18 protein-coding genes are annotated in these 19,326 nt (G+C 43.7%); 17 read left to right on the forward strand and 1 reads right to left on the reverse strand.

Annotated elements, in window-relative coordinates; genetic code table 11:
• The first annotated feature begins 735 nt into the window (after positions 1 to 735).
• The 8 genes from BK120_RS22030 to BK120_RS22060 all read left to right on the forward strand — a co-directional run bounded on the left by BK120_RS22030 (position 736) and on the right by BK120_RS22060 (position 9,124).
• On the forward strand, positions 736 to 2,301 hold the full coding sequence (locus BK120_RS22030) for a 2-isopropylmalate synthase (protein ID WP_076269661.1): 1,566 nt from the start codon (positions 736 to 738) through the stop codon (positions 2,299 to 2,301).
• Positions 2,302 to 2,405: 104 nt separating this feature from the next.
• Positions 2,406 to 3,218 (forward strand): class I SAM-dependent methyltransferase, encoded by an 813-nt coding sequence (locus BK120_RS22035; protein ID WP_076269662.1) that lies wholly within the window; start codon positions 2,406 to 2,408, stop codon positions 3,216 to 3,218.
• 536 nt (positions 3,219 to 3,754) lie between these two features.
• Positions 3,755 to 4,498: an ABC transporter ATP-binding protein gene (locus BK120_RS22040; RefSeq protein WP_076269663.1), complete on the forward strand. Its 744-nt coding sequence runs from the start codon at positions 3,755 to 3,757 to the stop codon at positions 4,496 to 4,498.
• A gap of 63 nt (positions 4,499 to 4,561) precedes the next feature.
• Positions 4,562 to 4,789 carry a hypothetical protein gene (locus BK120_RS22045; protein WP_076269664.1) on the forward strand — a complete coding sequence of 76 codons (228 nt, stop codon included), beginning with the start codon at positions 4,562 to 4,564 and terminating at the stop codon, positions 4,787 to 4,789.
• A 48-nt stretch (positions 4,790 to 4,837) separates the two neighbouring features.
• Entirely contained in the window at positions 4,838 to 5,767 is a 930-nt protein-coding gene (locus BK120_RS22050) for a polyprenyl synthetase family protein (RefSeq protein ID WP_076269665.1), read from the forward strand.
• 129 nt (positions 5,768 to 5,896) lie between these two features.
• Entirely contained in the window at positions 5,897 to 6,067 is a 171-nt protein-coding gene (locus BK120_RS35450; protein WP_161807554.1) for a competence pheromone ComX, read from the forward strand.
• Between the two features lie 32 nt (positions 6,068 to 6,099).
• Positions 6,100 to 8,496 carry an ATP-binding protein gene (locus BK120_RS22055; protein WP_076269666.1) on the forward strand — a complete coding sequence of 799 codons (2,397 nt, stop codon included), beginning with the start codon at positions 6,100 to 6,102 and terminating at the stop codon, positions 8,494 to 8,496.
• On the forward strand, positions 8,474 to 9,124 hold the full coding sequence (locus BK120_RS22060; RefSeq protein ID WP_076269667.1) for a response regulator transcription factor: 651 nt from the start codon (positions 8,474 to 8,476) through the stop codon (positions 9,122 to 9,124). The genes BK120_RS22055 and BK120_RS22060 overlap by 23 nt, the downstream gene beginning before the upstream one ends.
• Positions 9,125 to 9,249: 125 nt before the next feature.
• On the opposite strand, the gene abc-f is transcribed toward BK120_RS22060, so the two are convergent.
• Positions 9,250 to 11,184 (reverse strand): ribosomal protection-like ABC-F family protein, encoded by a 1,935-nt coding sequence (abc-f, locus tag BK120_RS22065; protein ID WP_076269668.1) that lies wholly within the window; start codon positions 11,182 to 11,184, stop codon positions 9,250 to 9,252.
• A 154-nt stretch (positions 11,185 to 11,338) separates the two neighbouring features.
• On the opposite strand from abc-f, the gene BK120_RS22070 reads away from it, so the two are divergent.
• The 9 genes from BK120_RS22070 (at position 11,339) to BK120_RS22110 (ending at position 19,318) form a co-directional block, all read left to right on the forward strand.
• Positions 11,339 to 11,938 carry a 5-formyltetrahydrofolate cyclo-ligase gene (locus BK120_RS22070; protein WP_256710983.1) on the forward strand — a complete coding sequence of 200 codons (600 nt, stop codon included), beginning with the start codon at positions 11,339 to 11,341 and terminating at the stop codon, positions 11,936 to 11,938.
• Positions 11,939 to 12,021: 83 nt separating this feature from the next.
• Positions 12,022 to 12,501 (forward strand): cyclic pyranopterin monophosphate synthase MoaC, encoded by a 480-nt coding sequence (gene moaC, locus BK120_RS22075; protein ID WP_076269670.1) that lies wholly within the window; start codon positions 12,022 to 12,024, stop codon positions 12,499 to 12,501.
• 27 nt (positions 12,502 to 12,528) lie between these two features.
• Complete coding sequence (locus BK120_RS22080) at positions 12,529 to 13,023, forward strand: MogA/MoaB family molybdenum cofactor biosynthesis protein (RefSeq protein WP_054026672.1); 495 nt, start codon at positions 12,529 to 12,531, stop codon at positions 13,021 to 13,023.
• Entirely contained in the window at positions 13,020 to 14,075 is a 1,056-nt protein-coding gene (locus BK120_RS22085) for a molybdopterin-binding protein (RefSeq protein WP_076269671.1), read from the forward strand. Before BK120_RS22080 ends, BK120_RS22085 begins: the two co-directional genes overlap by 4 nt.
• A gap of 54 nt (positions 14,076 to 14,129) precedes the next feature.
• Positions 14,130 to 14,375, forward strand: coding sequence for a twin-arginine translocase TatA/TatE family subunit (gene tatA, locus BK120_RS22090; RefSeq protein ID WP_076269672.1), 246 nt, complete (start codon positions 14,130 to 14,132; stop codon positions 14,373 to 14,375).
• A 129-nt stretch (positions 14,376 to 14,504) separates the two neighbouring features.
• Positions 14,505 to 15,257, forward strand: coding sequence for a twin-arginine translocase subunit TatC (gene tatC / locus BK120_RS22095; protein ID WP_076269790.1), 753 nt, complete (start codon positions 14,505 to 14,507; stop codon positions 15,255 to 15,257).
• Positions 15,258 to 15,461: 204 nt separating this feature from the next.
• Positions 15,462 to 16,628: a YhgE/Pip domain-containing protein gene (locus tag BK120_RS22100; protein WP_076269673.1), complete on the forward strand. Its 1,167-nt coding sequence runs from the start codon at positions 15,462 to 15,464 to the stop codon at positions 16,626 to 16,628.
• A gap of 68 nt (positions 16,629 to 16,696) precedes the next feature.
• On the forward strand, positions 16,697 to 17,290 hold the full coding sequence (locus BK120_RS22105) for a TetR/AcrR family transcriptional regulator (RefSeq protein ID WP_076269674.1): 594 nt from the start codon (positions 16,697 to 16,699) through the stop codon (positions 17,288 to 17,290).
• Between the two features lie 189 nt (positions 17,291 to 17,479).
• On the forward strand, positions 17,480 to 19,318 hold the full coding sequence (locus BK120_RS22110; protein WP_083682317.1) for a heparinase II/III family protein: 1,839 nt from the start codon (positions 17,480 to 17,482) through the stop codon (positions 19,316 to 19,318).
• Positions 19,319 to 19,326: the final 8 nt, after the last annotated feature.

Raw genomic sequence — 19,326 nt, forward strand, 5'->3', positions numbered from 1 at the left:
ACTCGCCTGGGAGCGGAACAGTGGAAACGATGGCAGCATGAGTTCATGCTGATAGCCATGCAGGTACATTGTTACGGTTAACCACCGTAATCGGGTGCATGTGAGTCAACATCCGGAGTTGGCCATATGCTTAAGTTGGGCGTCCCTGCTCGTTTGCGAACGTATGGGTGTCAACAAGGGTGGTACCGCGCGGGTCATAATAACCTGTCGTCTCTTGATTCAAGAGATGACAGGTTTTTCTTGTTGTCTTGAAGTGAAGGATTTAACGAATTAATGATTATCAACAATCCATATAGAGTGAAAACGCAATGAACAGGAGCAGTAGAACAGTAGGCTGGCAAAATGAATTTCAAGATATGTTCATCAAAAGCGGATGAACGAATTGAAATCGTACAGAGAGCTGCGGGGTGGTGTGACGCAGTCGAAGCTGAGGTTTGAATCTCGCCTGGGAGCGGAACGTGGGAAGCAAGCTGTCATAAAAGACAGTTTTTGTCTACAACGTTACGGTTAGCCGCCGTCATCGGGCATTTAAGCGGGCTCGGTTCCCGCAGCAAGCTATTCAATATTGCCTTTTTGCAAGGCAGCATTGTTTAAGCTTCTGCAGCAAGAACCGGTCAATTAGAGTGGTACCACGGCAGCGTAAGCGCGTCGTCTCTTACAAGGAGACGTCGCGCTTTTTTTTGTACCCAAAAATTAAAAAAATACATCCAAACGAATCCCTAGGAGGAATTAACAATGACAAACGAAATGAAAAAAATCCAAATTTTTGATACAACTCTTCGTGATGGCGAGCAGTCACCAGGTGCTTCGATTGATCCTGAACGTAAAATTATTATTGCACGCCAGCTTGGCAAGCTTGGCATTGATGTTATTGAGCCAGGTTTCCCGGTTTCCAGCCCAGGCGAATTCGCGGCTGTACAGCAAATTTCACGTGAGCTTCAGCATGTAGAGATCGCAGGTTTTGCGAGAGCGGTAAAGGTTGATATTGACGCTGCAGTGAAAGCGACACAGGATGCAGCACGCAGACGCCTTCACTTGTTTATATCCTCCTCCGATATTCATCTTAATCATCAGCTTCGCAAATCTCGGGAAGAGGTCATTAAGATTGCGAGAGATATGGTTGCTTACGGCAAGCAATTCGTAGATGAAATCGAGTTTTCTGCAATGGATTCCACACGATCTGGCAGAGACTTTGTCATTCAGCTCGTTGAGGCGGTTATTGCGGAAGGTGCGACTATCATTAACCTGCCTGATACGCTTGGTTATGCTATGCCAGAGGAAATGAGCGAGCTGTTCCGTGCGGTGCGCAAGCAAGCCAGAGGCGGAGAAACGGTGAGATATAGTGCCCATTGTCATAATGACCTAGGCCTTGCTGTAGCTAACAGTATTTCGGCTATTAATGCAGGTGCCACGCAAATCGAAGTGACTGTAAACGGGATTGGCGAACGGGCTGGCAACTGCTCTCTAGAAGAGCTGGTTATGGCAATAGAAACGCGCAAGGATGCTATTAAAGCAGAAACAAACATTAAAATTAGCGAAATTTATGAAACCTCTCGTTTGGTTAGTCGCGCGATGCATTTCCCGATTGCTTACAATAAGCCAATCGTTGGCCGCAATGCATTCCAGCATGAATCGGGCATTCATCAAGACGGCTTGCTGAAAAACCGCAACACGTATGAAATTATGGATCCGGAAGCGATGGGTATTTCGCGGAACATGATTATATTAGGCAAGCATTCCGGCCGCCATGCGATTAAACATCGCCTTGCTGAGTATGGCATCGATATGACAGAACTGCAGCTGCAGGATGTGTACGATAAATTCAAGGAAGTCGCTGATGCTCAAAAAATCGTGACAGATGATGAATTGATTCGTATCGCAGGTGAGCTGACACAGACGCAGCCAGATCCATATGTACTGGTTGATCTGCATGTTCACGCGGGTACGCAGCCTTCACGTACAGCGACGGTTACCATCCGTGAGAATGAGTTTGGTGTAGAACAATCTTATATTGCAATGGGAGGCGGCCCCATTGAGGCAGTCATCCATGCCATTCAACAAGCGATTCCAGTAGCAGCGGAGTTCGAGGATTTGGAGCTTCATTCGCTATCAACCGGCGAGGATGCGCACGGTGAAGCGGTCGTCAGCATTATTCATCAACAGAAACGATTCCGCGGTACATCCATTCATAGTGATATTGTGCTTGCAGCTGCTCAAGCTTATGTTTCAGCGTGCAATCAAGCAGTTATGACGACAGGCAGCAGAGTAGTAGAAGAAATCCAAACTAAAGCTGCCAACTAATTTCTCATAAGGCCAACGGATTGCTTTTCCCATAGTAGAGTAAGTTCTTTCTATTATGGGAATAAGCGCTGCTGTTGGCATAAAACCTCAAGGAGGTATATGCGATGAGTGAAATTATTCAATATTATAATCAGTTTGATGAATGGGGGCGTCTCGATAGAGCGCCCCTTGAGTTTATCGTCAACTGGCATTTTATTCGAAATTACTTGCCTGAGCGTGGACATATTTTGGATAATGGCGCCGGGCCTGGAAAATATGCGATGGAACTAGCTGCTAGCGGTTATGATGTCACGTTAACAGATTTGACACCAAGGCTGGTACAATTAGCCGCTGAGAAGGCAGAGGAGCTTGGGCTTACAGATCGTTTTAAAGGTTTCCACGTTGCAGATGCTAGAAGCTTGAGCTCGTTTGCCGACGAGACATTTGATGTTTCATTGATGATGGGGCCGCTCTATCATTTACAGAAGGAAGAGGATCGTGAACAGGCGGTTAAGGAGCTATATCGTGTAACACGGAGCGGAGGTTATGTGTTTATCGCCTTTATGACACGTATTAGGCATTTGCTAAATGCTCTTGCATATCCGCAAAACTGGAAGCCTCTCGATTCAATGGATGAGATTCAGCAGTTTATGGATTCCGGCGTTTTTAATCATACAGATGAAGGCAGATTCACGGGAGCCTATTACTATGATATCGATGCGATTAAGCCGTTTATGGAAACCCAAGGATTTGAAACGGTCAAGTTGATTGGTTCCTCCAGCGTTGCAGGAGCACTTACAACGGAGCAGTTCGATTATTGGAGGTCTCAGGGAAACAAACAATTCTCCGATTTCATGCAAATGATTTATGATTCTGCTGAAAATATTCATTTATTAGGTTCAGCTTCACATTTACTTTATATCGGAATTAGAAAATAGCCATAAAAAATTACCAAAATTAGTGTTGTGCACAAAGTTATCCACAAAGAGGCTTCATTTTGTGGATAAAAGAGTGAAATGCCCGAAAACACTGGATTTACGAAACATCAATAATGTGAACGGAAAGGGGATATTATTTGCGGTGTATAACTGTGGATAATGTGTATAACGTGGATAAAATAAATAAATGTAAGAAATTGTACCTATAAAACGACGGATTCCGCTAAAATGCTACTCTTATACGTAGGTACTATCGACAGAATTAACTAACAATTTATACAGAACTGTTGATATCTCTGTGGATAAAGGTGATTGGTTGTTTATAGCAGCTTTTGGAATCATTAGTAAGCTTCCTTTTGATTTGCGCTAGCATTGCGGTCACGCAAAAAAATTGCGTGAATTACTAGACAGGTTTTCGGTGAAAAAGTTAACGGTATGCGTTATCTTGAAACTATGACGCATACCAAAACATAAATCTCACCTTATAGCTTTTAGTGATAGGCAATGCTTAAGTGTGAATGGAGGTTAACCAAGGAATGGATAAGCAAACGATCATTCAGGTAAGCTCGGTCAGCAAGTACTATGGTGCGAATAAGGCAGTAGATCAGGTTTCCTTCAAAGTAAACGAAGGTGAAATATTCGGTATTATCGGTACGCACGGCGCGGGAAAAACGACGTTGCTAGAGATGCTAATGGGGATTCGTATGCCCGACCAAGGCAGCATACGCATCTATGGACATGATGTGGTGCTGGATGCAGAAAAATTGAAGGAAGACATCGGAATTCATCTGCAAAGCACAACCTTAGTAGATAAAATGAATGTTCGAGAGGCAATGGAGCTTTTTCAAGGTTTTTATAAACGGAAAAATAATTTGGATCACATCATTGAACAGTTTGGGCTTAGCCCATATTCGGATAAACTAGTTAAACGTTTATCAGGCGGCTGGAGACAACGTACGGCACTAGCTATCGCATTGGTGAACGATCCAAAAATCATATTTTTGGATGAACCCACAACAGGACTGGATCCGCAAGCCAAACGTGATTATTGGTCACTGCTGCAGATTCTTAGACAACAAGGGAAAACAATTATTGTCGCTTCTCATGATATGGAGGAAATTCAGCGCAATTGCGATCGCGTATGTGTGATGCGCAAGGGAGAATTCATTACTTGCGACAACCCCTCTACACTTATTGCACAGCTGCCTGGCGGTGGCATGACAATGGAAGCCGTTTATATGCATCACGCAGTTGAGATGAATGGGAGTGTCAGCATATAAGAAAAACAAAAACTAAAAGTATGTTTATTGCACATGTATTCCTCAAGGAGGGCTTTTTAGTAAATGGATCATCGAGATCGCATCGAAAGTCCGTCAGTCGAGCGCAGAAAACTATTGGAGAAGAGAATGGAGATGATTACAAACTTAATCAATCAAATGAATGAGGGGGAGAGTCAGAAGCAAGAAGATCAAAAGCAAAAAAAACAAAAGCGCAGAGACGACTGCAACGGCATAAGGACACTACATCGGTTAGGACGATTTGTAACTGTATTTCAGCGTATGTTTATGTAACGATTTAGTAGTATAATATAATGATCTTGATTTGGCGGAGGATCGATTGTGAACGATTGTATTCCACTCATTGGTCAACACATGCAATTATTGGTTCAGCGTTTCTTTACAGCTGAGCCTCTTGCACGTTATGCAGAGCAGTTTATTGCGGACAAGCTTGAAGAGACGATTCGATTTGGTCAACTGACGGTTATTCATTACCGCATGTTTGGCGGAAAAGGCGAAGACCCCATAAAAGCAGCTGCTGCAGTCGAACTATTTATTTTGGCGTCGGATATATTGGATGATTTGCAGGATCAGGATGTTCCAAGCAAGCCTTGGATGAAAGTCCCAATGCCTATATCCATTCATGTAGCCTCCTCTCTACTAACTTTGTCGCAGCAAGCAATGTTAAGCAGCACATCTAATCATGAGATTCGATTGGCACTCACAGAAATGATGAATGCGCAGCTTTTGAAGGCCGCAAATGGTCAAATGCTTGATATTATGAATGAAATGAAGGACGAGGAGTCCTATTTGGATGTCGTCAAACAAAAGTCTGCTACGCTTCTTCAACTAGCGTGTATGGCCGGCGTAATATTGGCTGGTCGCCCTTGGAATGAAACCGTAGCAGAATATGCGCTAGAAATAGGTGTTTCAGCTCAAATTCAAAATGACCTCCGAGATTTGCTGCGATGGGATGAAAAAAGTGATTTTCTTCAACGTAAATGCACCTTGCTTACTCTGTATTTAATAGAAGGAGAAGCAGAAGAGGATCGCTGGATTAAAGAGTATTTTGAGGGTCGGTTAACTTCCGAAGAAATTGCGATGAAAAGAGAGCTTTTTCTTGAAACCTGTGAAAGAACAGGAACTATATTATATGGCTCTGTCATGAGTCGGATGCACTATAACCGCTTTGAGGAATTAGTAGACTCCATACAGGAAATAAGTCCTTGGAAAGCGGAATTTTTGCACATAATAAACTCTAAAAATGCATAACAACAAACCACGCAAAACGTCTTTCGGTAAATACGAATCACTTTTGCGTTTCCTGTCGTATCTATTCCTGTTATAGTAGAGAAGAAGAAAAGATTACTAATATAGTAGTAGAGAAGCGGAGGAGTTAATATGTTAAAAGAAGCTATTCGTCAGTTGGTAAGCAACACTGAAAAAATGTCTATGGCTATGGGTGGACAATTGCAAGTAGCAGGTGTTTCAGTTGCTGAACAACGCGCTCTTCTTGGCGAACTAAAGAACAAAAACGAAAAAAATAGCGGCTACGCATACATGTGGAATTAGCATACTGATTTGTAAGGAAGGAAGAGGAGTGCATGAGACCTAACTTATTTAACCGAATTGTTGCAATCCTCTTCCTGTTTGTCTTGTTAGGTTCTGTTTTATACTTAACCTCGGTAATCGTAAGAATTCCTTCAATCGGTGCTGTACTAGTGGAGGAGCCAGGTAATCGTTATTTTGTTAAGTCGATAGAACCAGCGGGACAAGCGGATGTAAAAGGTATTGAAATAGGCGATCAGATTTTAGAAATAAACGGTGATTCAGTACAGGATTTTGAGTATGTGAAGAAATATAATTCAATTGAATCCGCAGATTACGTTCTTGTTTTACATAAGGATAAAGTTACACAGAAAATTGAGTTTCCCAAGGGGTGGACAGGCGACCATTCGTTATGGGAGCTGCTGATTCAGTTGTATATCCCTGGTGTTTCACTCATTATTTTTTGTGCATTTTCAGGATTTTTGTATGCAAAACGAAGGAATGATAAGGCTGTAATCATTCTTATTTTGTTTTTTATTTCGATTGGCTTAAGTTACTATAGTTCTGCAGCATCAAGTCGAAGCGATTCTGTAGGGCTTACTATTATTTATTTGGTTCTACCCAACATACCATTGCTGTTTATGAGCTTCATGAACATTTATTTAAAGCGATTCGATGTTCATTTTATTAGTAAATCAATATTGAACACTTTATATGGGATTGTGGGTTTTGTAGGGATCATAAGCTTGATTTATATCTGGACAAATTTAGCGTCAAACAATATCTATACCTATATTCAAATAGCCTATAGCAGTTCTGTGCTGATAGGTAATTTTGTATGCGTTTATATGCTTGTGCGAAAGTTTATCAAGCACCGGCGTACAAAGCTGCATTCTCTGTTCACAATCACGTTGATCTCGCATCTAGTTGCTTTTACTCCGTTTGCATTAATGAACTTGCTGCCTCAAATTATTGGCAAAGACCAAGTTTTTCCAGCCGCTTTTACTGCGCTATTCCTATTCTTATTACCTATCGTTTATTTCTATCTGTCTACCTCAAATCAATTATTTGATATTGACTTTATTCTAACTAGATTTAAATATTATACGGCGCTAGCCTTTATTCCAGCTGTCATTGTGGCGGCACTTGTAGCGTTCGTATTACTAGGAGAGAACAATCCGTCATGGTCCGCGTGGTTTGGCGTATTTTTTGTCATTTACATCGGAATGACGTTGTTTTTATATGGGAAGGAACAAATTGATCAAAGGTTCAGACCTAAGCTCTTTAAGGCGATGTATAGTTATCAGGATAGTCTGGATCGTTTCTCGCGAAAAATCGCTAGAGTAATGAAGCAAAGCGATTTGGAAGCTGTGCTTAAACAAGAGATTAGTGATCTGCTGCCAGTTAGTCGGATTACTTTTTTACTTATTGAGCAAACGGAGAATACCGTATACCCGATGGGCGATCATCCTGAGGAACTTATCACTGCCGAGTTTTTGCTCGGAACTGTAAATTCCTTACAGGTGGGCGAATTAATCGAGCTGCCTTATGGACTCGGTCTCGTAATAGGCAGACAAAGGTCAAGGTACCATATTTTGTGGATCGGCATGAAAACCAATCATACGCGCTTTAATTCGGACGAGCTTCGTTGGCTTAAGACGATGTCCAATTATTCCAGCATCGTATTTGAGAATCTATATTTAATTGAAGGTTTAATTGAGGATTTAGAGTCGGAGGTTCGCAAAGAGCATTCAACTTCACCATGGGTGCTGCGCCTTCTATTCTGTTTGTCTGAGAACGAGAGAAGAAAACTTGCTGCTGACTTGCATGACTCAGCGCTGCAAGATCAGCTGCTTTGGTACCGGAAGCTTGAAGCCATTATGATGGACTATCCGATTTCGAATAGTTTGGGACGCGAGCTGGAGGATATTAAAGAAGGATTACTCGATGTTATCCATCAAATTCGTGAAACTTGCAATGAACTGCGTCCACCGCTTTTGAAGGAGATGGGAGTAGTCGAGGCTGTTGAATCGATTATCGAGCATACTCAAATGCGTGTTAACTTTGCAGTGGATTTTCGTGCAAAATCATTTAATCGTCCGCTTAACGAGGAACAAATTACGGCGATTTACCGGATCGTACAGGAATTGCTGCGTAATGCGGACAAACATTCTCAAGCTAAATTAGTTGTTCTTGAGCTTGAGCTGCGCAAAGGAACGATATATTTCCGATATCAAGATGATGGTGTCGGTATGGATGTAAATCAAATGAGTGTTTCTTTTGAACATATGGGCTTGTCAGGCATTAAAGAGCGGGTGACTGGTCTGGAAGGTGACATATCATTTTATTCGGAAAGCGGTAACGGCTTAGAGGTTGTCATCTTGCTGCCAGAGATCATGACAGCCGGTAGATCGGAGAGGGGTATATCGCGTGATTCGTATCTTATTAGTTGATGACCATCCTTCTGTCGGAGAAGGAACCAAAACAATGATTGAGCAAGACAGCGAGATGTCGGTATCGGTCGTTTTGTCCGCCATTGAAGCGCTCGATATTGTACAAATCCAGCAATTTGATCTCATTTTATGTGATTTGAATATGCCAGGCATTAGTGGATTGGAATTAACGAAACGTCTTATTCAACAGGATCCGGAGCGCAAGGTTATTATTTACTCGGGCTATGAGATTGGCTCACATTTTAACTTGCTTATTGAATCAGGCGTCTCTGGTTTTATTTCCAAAACAGTATCAAGAGAACAGCTTCATAATGCGATTCGATGTGCGATGAGAGGGGACACGGTTATACCGATTACCCTGTTGAAGCAGCTTAGAAGGCATGAAGTAACGATTGGACGGACAGAAGTAGCTGTTGAAGATGTGTCTATTAATGAGAAAGAACAGACCATATTACATGAAGTAGCTACTGGAATTAGCAATAAAGAATTGGCAGCCATGCTTCATGTTAGCCAGCGGAATGTCGAATATCAGCTGTCGCGTATATTTGATAAACTCAACGTGCGGTCCCGTTCGGAAGCAATTAAGGAAGCACAGCGTTTAGGCTTGATCAGCTTAGAACAATACTAGAATTAGGTTAGTTAACTCTAGCTTGTTTAGGTGGTTAAAGTAGGATAGGAATGAATAAAACCGGCAGCTAAAGGATTATCCTTAAGCTGCCGGTTTTAATTGATTTAGGAATTGATTTACGAAACTTACATGTATTGTTCCCATTCCTCATATGCGGTCGATAGTGAGGTTTTGACAGCTTCAATGGCAGCTTGAATTTCTTGAATACGGATGTAATCATTAAAAATCGCAGGATCAGTGAGCTGTAATTCCAAATCGGTTATTTGCTGCTCCAGCGTAGCGATTTCCAGTTCTAATTGTTCAATTTTACGCTGACGTGTACGTTCTTCACGTTTTGCTTGCTTGTCCGCCTCGTAAGAGTTGGCAGGTGAAATGTCGGATACGGCTGTTGTTTTTGAGTTTGAAGCTTGTTTTGACAGTGCTTCGAGCCGTGCTTCTTCGATTTCACTTTTTTTCTCTATCATTTCGTCATAATTTCCTAGGAAATGATCAGTACCTGACGACTTTAGTTCGACAATTCGTTCAGCCATCTTGTTTAGGAAGTAACGATCATGTGAAATGAAGAGCAAGGTTCCTTCATAGTCAAGCAATGCAGCTTCAAGAACTTCTTTGCTAAATAGATCGAGATGGTTGGTAGGCTCATCCAAAATAAGGACATTGGCCTCTGCAAGCATAAGCTTCGCTAGAGATACACGTGCTTTCTCACCGCCGCTAAGGGAAGAAATTCGCTTGAGTACGTCTTCGCCGCTAAATAAGAAGTTGCCGAGCACCGTACGAATACGTGCCTCCTCCATATGGGAGTAGCTGCCCCAGACCTCTTCAAGAACAGTATTTTGGCCGTTCAGCCTCGTTTGTTCTTGGTCATAGTAGCCGAGTTTGACGTGAGTTCCAAACTTAATTGTACCTGTTGTTGGTTCATTTTGACCGACAATAACCTTTAGCAATGTTGACTTCCCAATCCCGTTCGGACCAATTAATGCAACGGTTTCACCACGAGTGAGCTGGAAGGATACATTTTTAAAGATAGGTGTGTCCTTACCCGGGAAAACAACGGAAACATCACTAACTGCAAGTACGTCTTTGCCTGTTGAACGCTCGATTTCAAAAGTGAAATGAGCTTTTTTCAAATCACCCTGCGGTTTGTCCAGGCGATCCATTTTGTCCAAGGCTTTCCGTCTGCTTTGTGCACGTTTGGTCGTTGAAGCACGAACAATATTTCGTTGCACAAATTGCTCCATACGCGAAATTTCGTCCTGCTGTTTTTCGAATTGACGCATATTGATTTCGTATTCGGCAGCTTTCAGCTCCATATAGCGGCTGTAATTTCCGGTGTAGCGCTTGGAGGTATGACGCTCGATTTCGATAATCGTTTGAGCAAGAGCATCTAGGAAGTAACGATCATGGGATACAACTAAGATGGCACCTGAATATCCGCGCAAATAGGACTCTAGCCACGTTAAAGTCTCAATGTCGAGATAGTTGGTAGGCTCATCAAGCATGAGCAGATCTGGTGCCTGAAGCAATATGCGAGCGAGTGCGAGCCGTGTTTTCTGGCCGCCACTTAATGTTGATATTAAAGTGTCAGCTGGAAATGTTCCGAAACCCATACCGTGAAGAACACTGTTAATACGCGTGTTGACCTCGAAGCCGCCTTGCTCTCGGTACCAATCTGAACGCTTGGCATAACGATCGAGTATGGCTGTATAACGTTTCTCATCCTGATGAAGTTCGGGATCTGCAATTTTGACTTCAAGATCACGAAGCTCTTGCTCTGCTTCAATTAGATGCGAGAAAACGGCAAGCATTTCTTCACCAATCGTTCGATTGGATTGCAATCCGCTATTCTGAGCGAGATAACCAATTTTAGTTTCTTTGGCTTTATGAATAGCGCCAGAATCTGCGGACATTTCGCCTGCAATGATTTTGAGCAGTGTAGACTTGCCTGCACCGTTCACACCTACGAGACCAATACGTTCTCGTTCCAGCACTTGCATCGAAATATTGGATAATACGACATTTACGCCGTAGCTTTTTGTTACGTTAGAAACCTGCAGCAGCATTTTGAAACCTCCAACAAATAAATGGTAAAGAACGAATGCTCATACTACATATTAGTGTACCATAAACGAGCGCTAGCATTGGCGAAAGTTGCACAACAATGTTAAACTACAATTAATGAAAGAAAATGATGGGAACTAGAATAGGTGAATGCTTTTGGTTGAACCAAATCAACGGGGCGATAAGGCTTACATACGAAGTCAGATAACGATAAAACGAAATAAATTACCAGTCGAGCAGCGGCGATTATGGTCAGAAGCAGCATGCACGAAAGCGATGGCTTATATTGAAAGCCATTCGATCGGCGCGTTTATGGTGTACGTGTCTTTTCGGAGCGAGCTTGATTTGTCGGGTCTCATTGAATGGGGCTGGCGAACAGGGCGAGAAGTCATTGCGCCAAGATGCATCGCAGCAGATCGTTCCATGGAGCTCTATACCTTGCGGAGCTGGGATGATCTGATACCTGGTGCATATGGGATTATGGAGCCGAATCCGAATACAGCTCAGCCTTTTAAGGACAATTGTGAACTGGGTGTTGTGTTTGTGCCGGGACTAGCCTTTGATCTTCAAGGAGGCCGGCTTGGTTATGGAGGCGGTTATTATGACCGCTTTGTTGAATCCTCTCAAAACAATGCCTCTAAGCCGCACTGGCTTGGAATAGCGTTCGAGGCGCAGCTAATCGATGAGGTGCCACTCGAGTTGCATGATTTGAAAATGGATGGCTTGATTACTGAAAAAAACATGTATTTATTTTAGAGGAAATACAGCTGAATGATTGCCAAGCGAGCTATGAACGTTAAAGGCGAACCCGTTCATTAGCGCTAGAAGGAGCGTTTGAGGTGGAGTTGACACATTTTAACGAGCAGGGCCGGGCACGAATGGTAGACATCTCTGACAAGGAAGTCACTTCCCGCACGGCAGTCGCTCAAACCAGAATAACGATGAACCAAGATACATTAGAACAAATTAAGGCTGGCAAGATTGGGAAGGGCGATGTACTGGCTGTGGCTCAGGTTGCTGCAGTTATGGCTGCCAAAAAAACGTCAGATTGGATTCCAATGTGCCATCCGCTACCGCTCACAGGCATCAATGTGGTTTTCAGCGATAACGGAACGGATGAGCTTTACATAGAAGGTACAGTAAAGACAACTGGAAAAACCGGCGTGGAAATGGAAGCACTGACAGCCGTGTCTGCCGCAGCTCTAACGGTCTACGACATGTGCAAAGCGCTGCAAAAGGATATGGTTATCGGTCCTACGCAGCTGGTTTCAAAAACGGGCGGAAAAAGCGGCGATTATCGAATTTCGTCAAACCCATGAGCGAAATAGGAATGGGAGGAATGGTAAATGCGGTGGAAAGTAGCAATTTTAACAGCAAGCGATAAAGGATCACGTGGAGAACGTGAGGATACGAGTGCCCAGGTTATCCGTGAATTGGTTGAGGAAGAGCTGGGTGGAGAAATTATTGATTATCGGATTGTACCGGATGAGCAGGATGAGATAATGGCAGCCATTATTGAAATGACAGAGTACTTCCATGCGGATCTTGTGCTTACAACGGGCGGTACAGGTCTTGCAGAGCGCGATGTTACGCCCGAGGCAACGCTCAAGGTTATTGACCGTGCTGTTCCGGGGATTGCGGAAGCGATGCGTATGGGCGCTCTCCAAAAAACAAGAAGAGCAATGCTCTCAAGAGGCGTCTGCGGCATTAGAGGCAGCTCATTAATCGTTAACTTGCCTGGGAGCCCAAAGGGCGTACACGAGAGCTTAATGGCGATCATGGATCAATTGCCGCATGCTCTGGGCATTTTATCCGGAGAACTGGGGGAACATAGCGTATGAGTCAGCAGCAGCATCATGCTAAGAACGGAATAGAACAACATGGATCGACGACACTAAGAGAAGTTTCCGTATATGATGCGATCGGGCTGCGACTGGCTCATGATTTAACGCGAATTATTCCAGGTCAGTTTAAAGGTCGATTGTTCAAAAGAGGTCATGTCGTAGTAGAAGCAGACATTCCTAATCTTCTTGATATTGGCAAGGAGCATATCTATATTATGGAGCTTGGAGAAAACGAGCTTCATGAGGATGATGCAGCCATTCGAATGGCTGAAGCGTTATATGACGAGAAACTCATTCTTTCAGAGCCGCATGAGGGCAAGGTGAGCATTAAAGCAAACCAGCTGGGCCTTGCGGAGATTGATAAGGCGTTAGTTGATGCCATTAATGAGCTTGGTGAAATTGCATTAGCAACGATTAAGGCAAAAACAGTCGTTAAGCCAGGACAAGCGCTGGCTGCAACAAGAGCCATTCCGCTTGTCGTACCAAAATCAAAGGTGGAGACGGTGGAGAGGCTTGCCGCCGAATATCGTGAAGCGAATGGCGGAGCTTCACCGCTGCGCGTTCGCCCTTTCCGTAAATTTCGCGTCGGTTTGTTGACGACGGGCGGCGAAGTTTTTAACGGAAGAATTGAAGATAAATTTGGTCCGGCAGTAAGAAGCAAGCTCGAGGAGCTTGGATCAGAAGTTGCAGAGCAGCGTTTTGCACCCGATGATCGACAAACAATTGTCAAGGAAATACACTATTTGCTTGCACAACGTTATGATATGATACTAGTGACTGGCGGAATGTCGGTAGATCCCGACGATCGCACTCCTGGAGCCATAAAGGAAACAGGCGCGGATATCGTGAGTTATGGAACTCCGATGCTGCCAGGCTCAATGCTGCTTATTGGATATTTAAACGGAGTGCCGATATTGGGGCTTCCAGGATGCGTCATGCATGATCCATATACATCATTTGATGTGCTGCTGCCGCGGATACTTGCGGGAGATACGATTGTTCGTGAAGATATTGTCAGCATGGGATATGGCGGCTTAAACAGCTGTTAAGTATGAACTGCTTAATAATGATGCTGCTACATAAAATTACGAGGAGGTTGGCAAATGTCAGGAATTGGTGCAACAGGTGTTATACTGCTCGTGTTGGTTGCTTTGCTACTATTTGGACCAAACAAGCTTCCAGAACTTGGACGTGCATTCGGACGGACATTGCGTGAGTTTAAATCCGGAGCAAGAGAGATCATGGATGATGATGATCGTGACCGTGATCGCAAGGACAAAGATTCGAGCCGTGTTGAAGTGAGTCGCTCGGAAAATAGTGATAAAGACAATAAGCGGCTGCCGGATTAATCGGGCCCGCTTTTTTCTTGAAAAAAAGGTTTACCGCTAGGCGAAGGAGGTACAGTGCAGGTGGGATCGGAAGGAAACAGCAAATCGGAGCATAAATCACGTAAAGCGCTTCTTCGTGAAGAAGGGTTGATGCCGCTTTTGGAGCATCTTGGCGAGCTGCGCAAGCGGATCATTTACGTGCTTATTATTTTAACGTTAGGCTTAGTCGTCGGACTTATATTTGCACAGCCTACCTATAACTTTCTAATGAGCCAGAAGCCTGCTAATACAATTTCGTTACATACGTTTTCCCTCTGGGATGGCATTGGCATGTATATGAAATTTGCATTTGTCATCGCTTTAATTATTTCTTTGCCTGTTATTGCATATCAGCTATGGGCATTCGTAAAGCCGGCTTTGCGCAAGAACGAGCAGCGTTCCACGCTTAAATATGTTCCGTTTGCACTAATCATGTTTTTAATTGGATTGGCGTTTTCTTATTTTGTCGTCTTTCCACTCGCTTTTAATTTTACAAGAACAGTATCACAGCATTTAAACCTTGAGGAAACATATGGTATCGCGCAGTATTTTACGTTTATGTTTAATCTGCTCATTCCGATATCGCTGTTATTCGAACTGCCGCTAGTCATCATGTTTTTGACAGCTATTCGTTTAGTGAATCCACAGCGGCTGCGCAAAATGCGCCGTCTAGCGTATTTCATCATGGTGCTTATCGGAGTTATGATTACGCCCCCGGATTTCATATCGGATATATTAGTGGCAATCCCATTACTCGTTCTATATGAGATTAGTGTGTTCTTATCAGGCTCGGTACACAAAAAGCAGCTTGCCGCTGATGCAAAATGGGAAGCGGAATATGGCGAGTCAATGTCTGAAGCATAGGAAGAAGAAGGGGAATGTCCTCTTCTTCTTTTTTTTTAATATAAGAAGCTTATAACGTGCTTATAGTTCTCCGTCAAAGCTGCTTCAGAATCCAGAGGACGCCGAAGGCGAGTTTGCGTGGTTGACAAAAACGTCATTTCCGCATAATATTTAAACAGTTGTTTAAAACGATTGTTTAAATAGAGAAAACGGGAGTGGATCATATTGAAAAACGCACTAATTGCTTTTATGAAACGTCCAACGACTATCGTTGGTATATTTACGGCAATCATGTTCCAAGTTATTTTTTCGGTCATTTGGATGACAGGTTATAACGGTGTTACGGACCGCGTACAAAATTTGCATATTGCTATTGTGAATGAAGATGCACAGATGGGACAGAAGATTGCTGGCAACCTTGTTCAGAACTTGCCTTTTAACATGAGTGAAATCAGCAGCATCGATGAGGCGAAGCAGCAGCTGAATGAGCGTGAGTTGCAGATGGTCGTATGGATACCGGCGGATTTCTCTCAGAAGGCTTCCGCAGCCGATGGTACAGCCTCCATTCAATATGTAATAAACGAATCAAATCCAGCACTGATTAAAAGTATTATGAGTGGTGCAGCCGGACAAATAACAGCAGAAGTAAATAAGCAGGCCGTAACGGGCGGCATTCAAACCGTACTTGGCAACATGCAGCTGCCAGCAGAGCAAGCTGGAGCAGCGGCACAAGGATTGTCAGAGCGTGTTAAATCTGAAATTCAGTCAACGAACGTGATACAAGGAATGAACAATCAAATGGTTCCGATGATGCTGGTGCTTGCTTCTTATGTCGGCGCGATGATCATGGGTATGAATTTTGAGCAATCTTCCCTTTCACTAGGAGCAACAACAAGCAGATGGAAACGTTTCGGCGCAAGAAGCGTAATTAATGTAGGAGCAGGTGTCATTGTTTCGTTAGTAGGTTCTTCCTTGCTCGCTGCATTTGGCGGTCAGATGGAACAAGGATTCCTTCATATCTGGTTGTTCCAGCTGATGTTCGTATTAACATTTATATTCGTTTCGCAAATGTTTATTTACCTGTTTGGTTTAAGCGGTATGCTGTTCAATATTATTTTATTGTCGGCACAGCTTGTTACCTCTGGTGCGATCGTACCGCGTGAATTGTTATCCGACTTTTACGTCAAGCTTGGTGATATTCTTCCAGCGACGTATGCAGTTGAAGGTACGATGAATATTTTGTTCGGCGGCCCAGCGGCTACAGCTGACTCTTTGTCACTTAGCGTTATTGCTGTCGTTGCCTTTGCGGTTAGCGTAGCTGCGGTTGCGCTGAAGCGCCAAGCCGCTCCTGTAGTACAGCCTACAGCAGTTATTGCAGGGCAAAAACGATAATTCAAATGCAGTTGCTGTTGGTTTAGTGTGGTTCAAAATAAAAGATATTGTTTTTATGGGGGCCCGTCATGACAACAGGAGATGCGGATATTAAAATTAGAATATTGTCAGCTGCCAAAAAGCTGTTTGCGGAAAACGGCTTCGATAAAACGACCGTTAGGCAAATATGCGAAGAGGCTGGAGCTAACGTTGCGCTCGTCTCGTATCATTTTGGCGGGAAAGAAAATATGTTCTATGCTTTATTTGATTATTATTTTCCAAACAATCAAATTGCCGAGCTAGACCCCATGCAGATAGATCCGGTAGAGGGTGTTAGACTTATTGTTCGTGAGGTAACTAATTTCCGCTACAGCGACTATCAATTAATTAACATTATTCAGCAAGAAGTTATCATGAACACGGATCGAATTGAAAAGATACGCAAGCATGTGATGCCGATGTGGGGGAAGCTCCGCTACTGGCTCAAAGAGGGCAGGGAACAAGGATTATTTCAATTCAACTCCTTAGATAACACTTTGTTTTCCATTATCGGTACGTTGCTCTTTCATCGGAATAGCCAATATTGGGCTATCTTGCATGAAGAAGAACGTTCATCACAGGAAGCGATCGTCGAGGATTTAACCTTATTTATTTTGGGTGGATTGTACTATAAAGGCGAATAGCTGAAAACCATGAAATACCGTGCGCGAGAAATCGCTGTACGGTATTTTTTTTGTTACAGCCTTCTGCTATTCATAAACTACTGGTACAATTTAGGTGCAACGATTATGAAAGTTTGGAATATCAAGCCTAATGCCCGTTTAGTATAAAGCCAGCAGCTGCGCAGGCAGAATAGGAGCGAGATTATACAAATGAAACGTGAACGGATACAGGAGATTTTGCAGCAGCATAGGAAAAAAGGGCTGATGCTTCTTACCTCAAGCGGCGAAACGCGGAAGCCATGTTCGCAACTGTGGAATCAGTCCATTAATGAACAGCTCCTTGAAGAGATTAAAAGGGAAGCCGATCGCTTCATGCTTACCTCTGATCCCGAGCTCACCTACTCCCTCTTTCGTGTCTATGGAGATACAGGAGAGCGCTTAGCTTATGAACGAGTATATTTTGAGAGGCGAAAAAGATTGAATTCGTATGTCATTATGGCGCTGCAGGAGCCGGAAAATGCAGATTACGAAGCTGCCGCTCTTAATATGATCTGGTCGGTTTGCAATGAGTTTACTTGGTGTTTGCCTGCTCATTTTAATGAAGGATCAGATAGGCTGGACATCGATTTATTTTCGGCGGAGACTGGGTTTGCACTGAGTGAGATAAAGTTGTTATTAGGTGACCGTTTGCCGGACTTGCTGCGAAGGCGTATAGAGACTGAGGTAGAGAATCGCCTATTCCGTCCTTTTTTGGAGCAAGGCCCATACGGTTGGGAGACAGCGGATCACAATTGGGCGGCTGTATGCGCAGGTTCGGTTGGGGTAGCGGCGCTTTATCTCATTGAGGATTCGCATAGGCTGTCGCAAGTGCTGGAACGTGTGCTTCATTCGCTTGATTGTTATTTGAGTGGATTTGGCGATGACGGCGCGTGCGCGGAAGGTTATTTATATTGGCAGTATGGTTTCGGATATTATGTATATTTTGCACAGATGTTAAAAAGGGCAACTGATGGAGAAATCAACTTATTTACTTCGAATAAGGTGAAGGAGATTGCACTTTTTCAGCAGAAATGTTTTACAGGAAGCAGCACGGTCGTTAACTTTAGTGATTCGCGTCCTGAAAGCGGTATATTTATGGGACTCAGCTGCTGTCTGCATCAGGAGTTTGCAGAGGTCATTGTACCGGATGCTAGCCTTAGAGCGGAGTATTCTGCTGATCATTGCGGACGCTGGGCGCCGGCGATTCGTAATTTGCTATGGGCGAAGGAAGAATGGATGAAGACGACTGAAAGTAAAACGATCTGGCCTGCCGAGTCCTATTATTTATCTGATGTGCAGTGGCTCTTGTCCAGACATGCAAGCGAGAATGGCGGCAACTACAGCTTTGCGGCAAAAGGGGGCCATAATGAGGAGCCTCATAACCACAATGATGTGGGCCATTTCATCGTACATGCGGATGGACAAGCTTATTTAGCGGATTTGGGCAGCGGAAAATATACGGCGAAATATTTTGGCCCGGAACGGTATTCGATTTGGTGCAATGGCTCTCAGGGTCATTCGGTTCCTATTATAGACGGCTCACATCAGCAAAATGGGGCTGTGTTTCGAGCAGCTGTTATGGAAGCGTCAACAAATGCGTGTATGGATAAGTTAGCGCTGGAAATCAGCTCGGCGTATGGCCATTCCAAGCTGGAGCGATTGGAGCGCCGATTCCTTTGGGAAAAGGATAAGCTGCCGCGCCTGACGCTGACGGACACGATTTGGATGATGTCAAATGGAGAAGAAGCTGATGCTGAGCGGCAAGTTACAGAGCGTTTCATTACGTTTCTAGTTCCCGAGCTGGCGGAGGAAGGTCGAGTGATTTTAACAGGACAACGCCAATTGTTCATTAATTATGATCATCAGGTTTGGAAGCCAGTCGTTACCGCAAGGAGCGATATCGATCATTATGGCGTTGAGCGATTCTGGTATACGCTTGATTTTGAATGGAGAGCAGCAGCAGTTGAAGTGCCGTTGATTGCAAATTTTATTTTTCAATTTGAATCATAACTACAATA

This window comes from Paenibacillus sp. FSL A5-0031 (assembly GCF_001956295.1).
Classification (GTDB): Bacteria; Bacillota; Bacilli; order Paenibacillales; family Paenibacillaceae; genus Pristimantibacillus.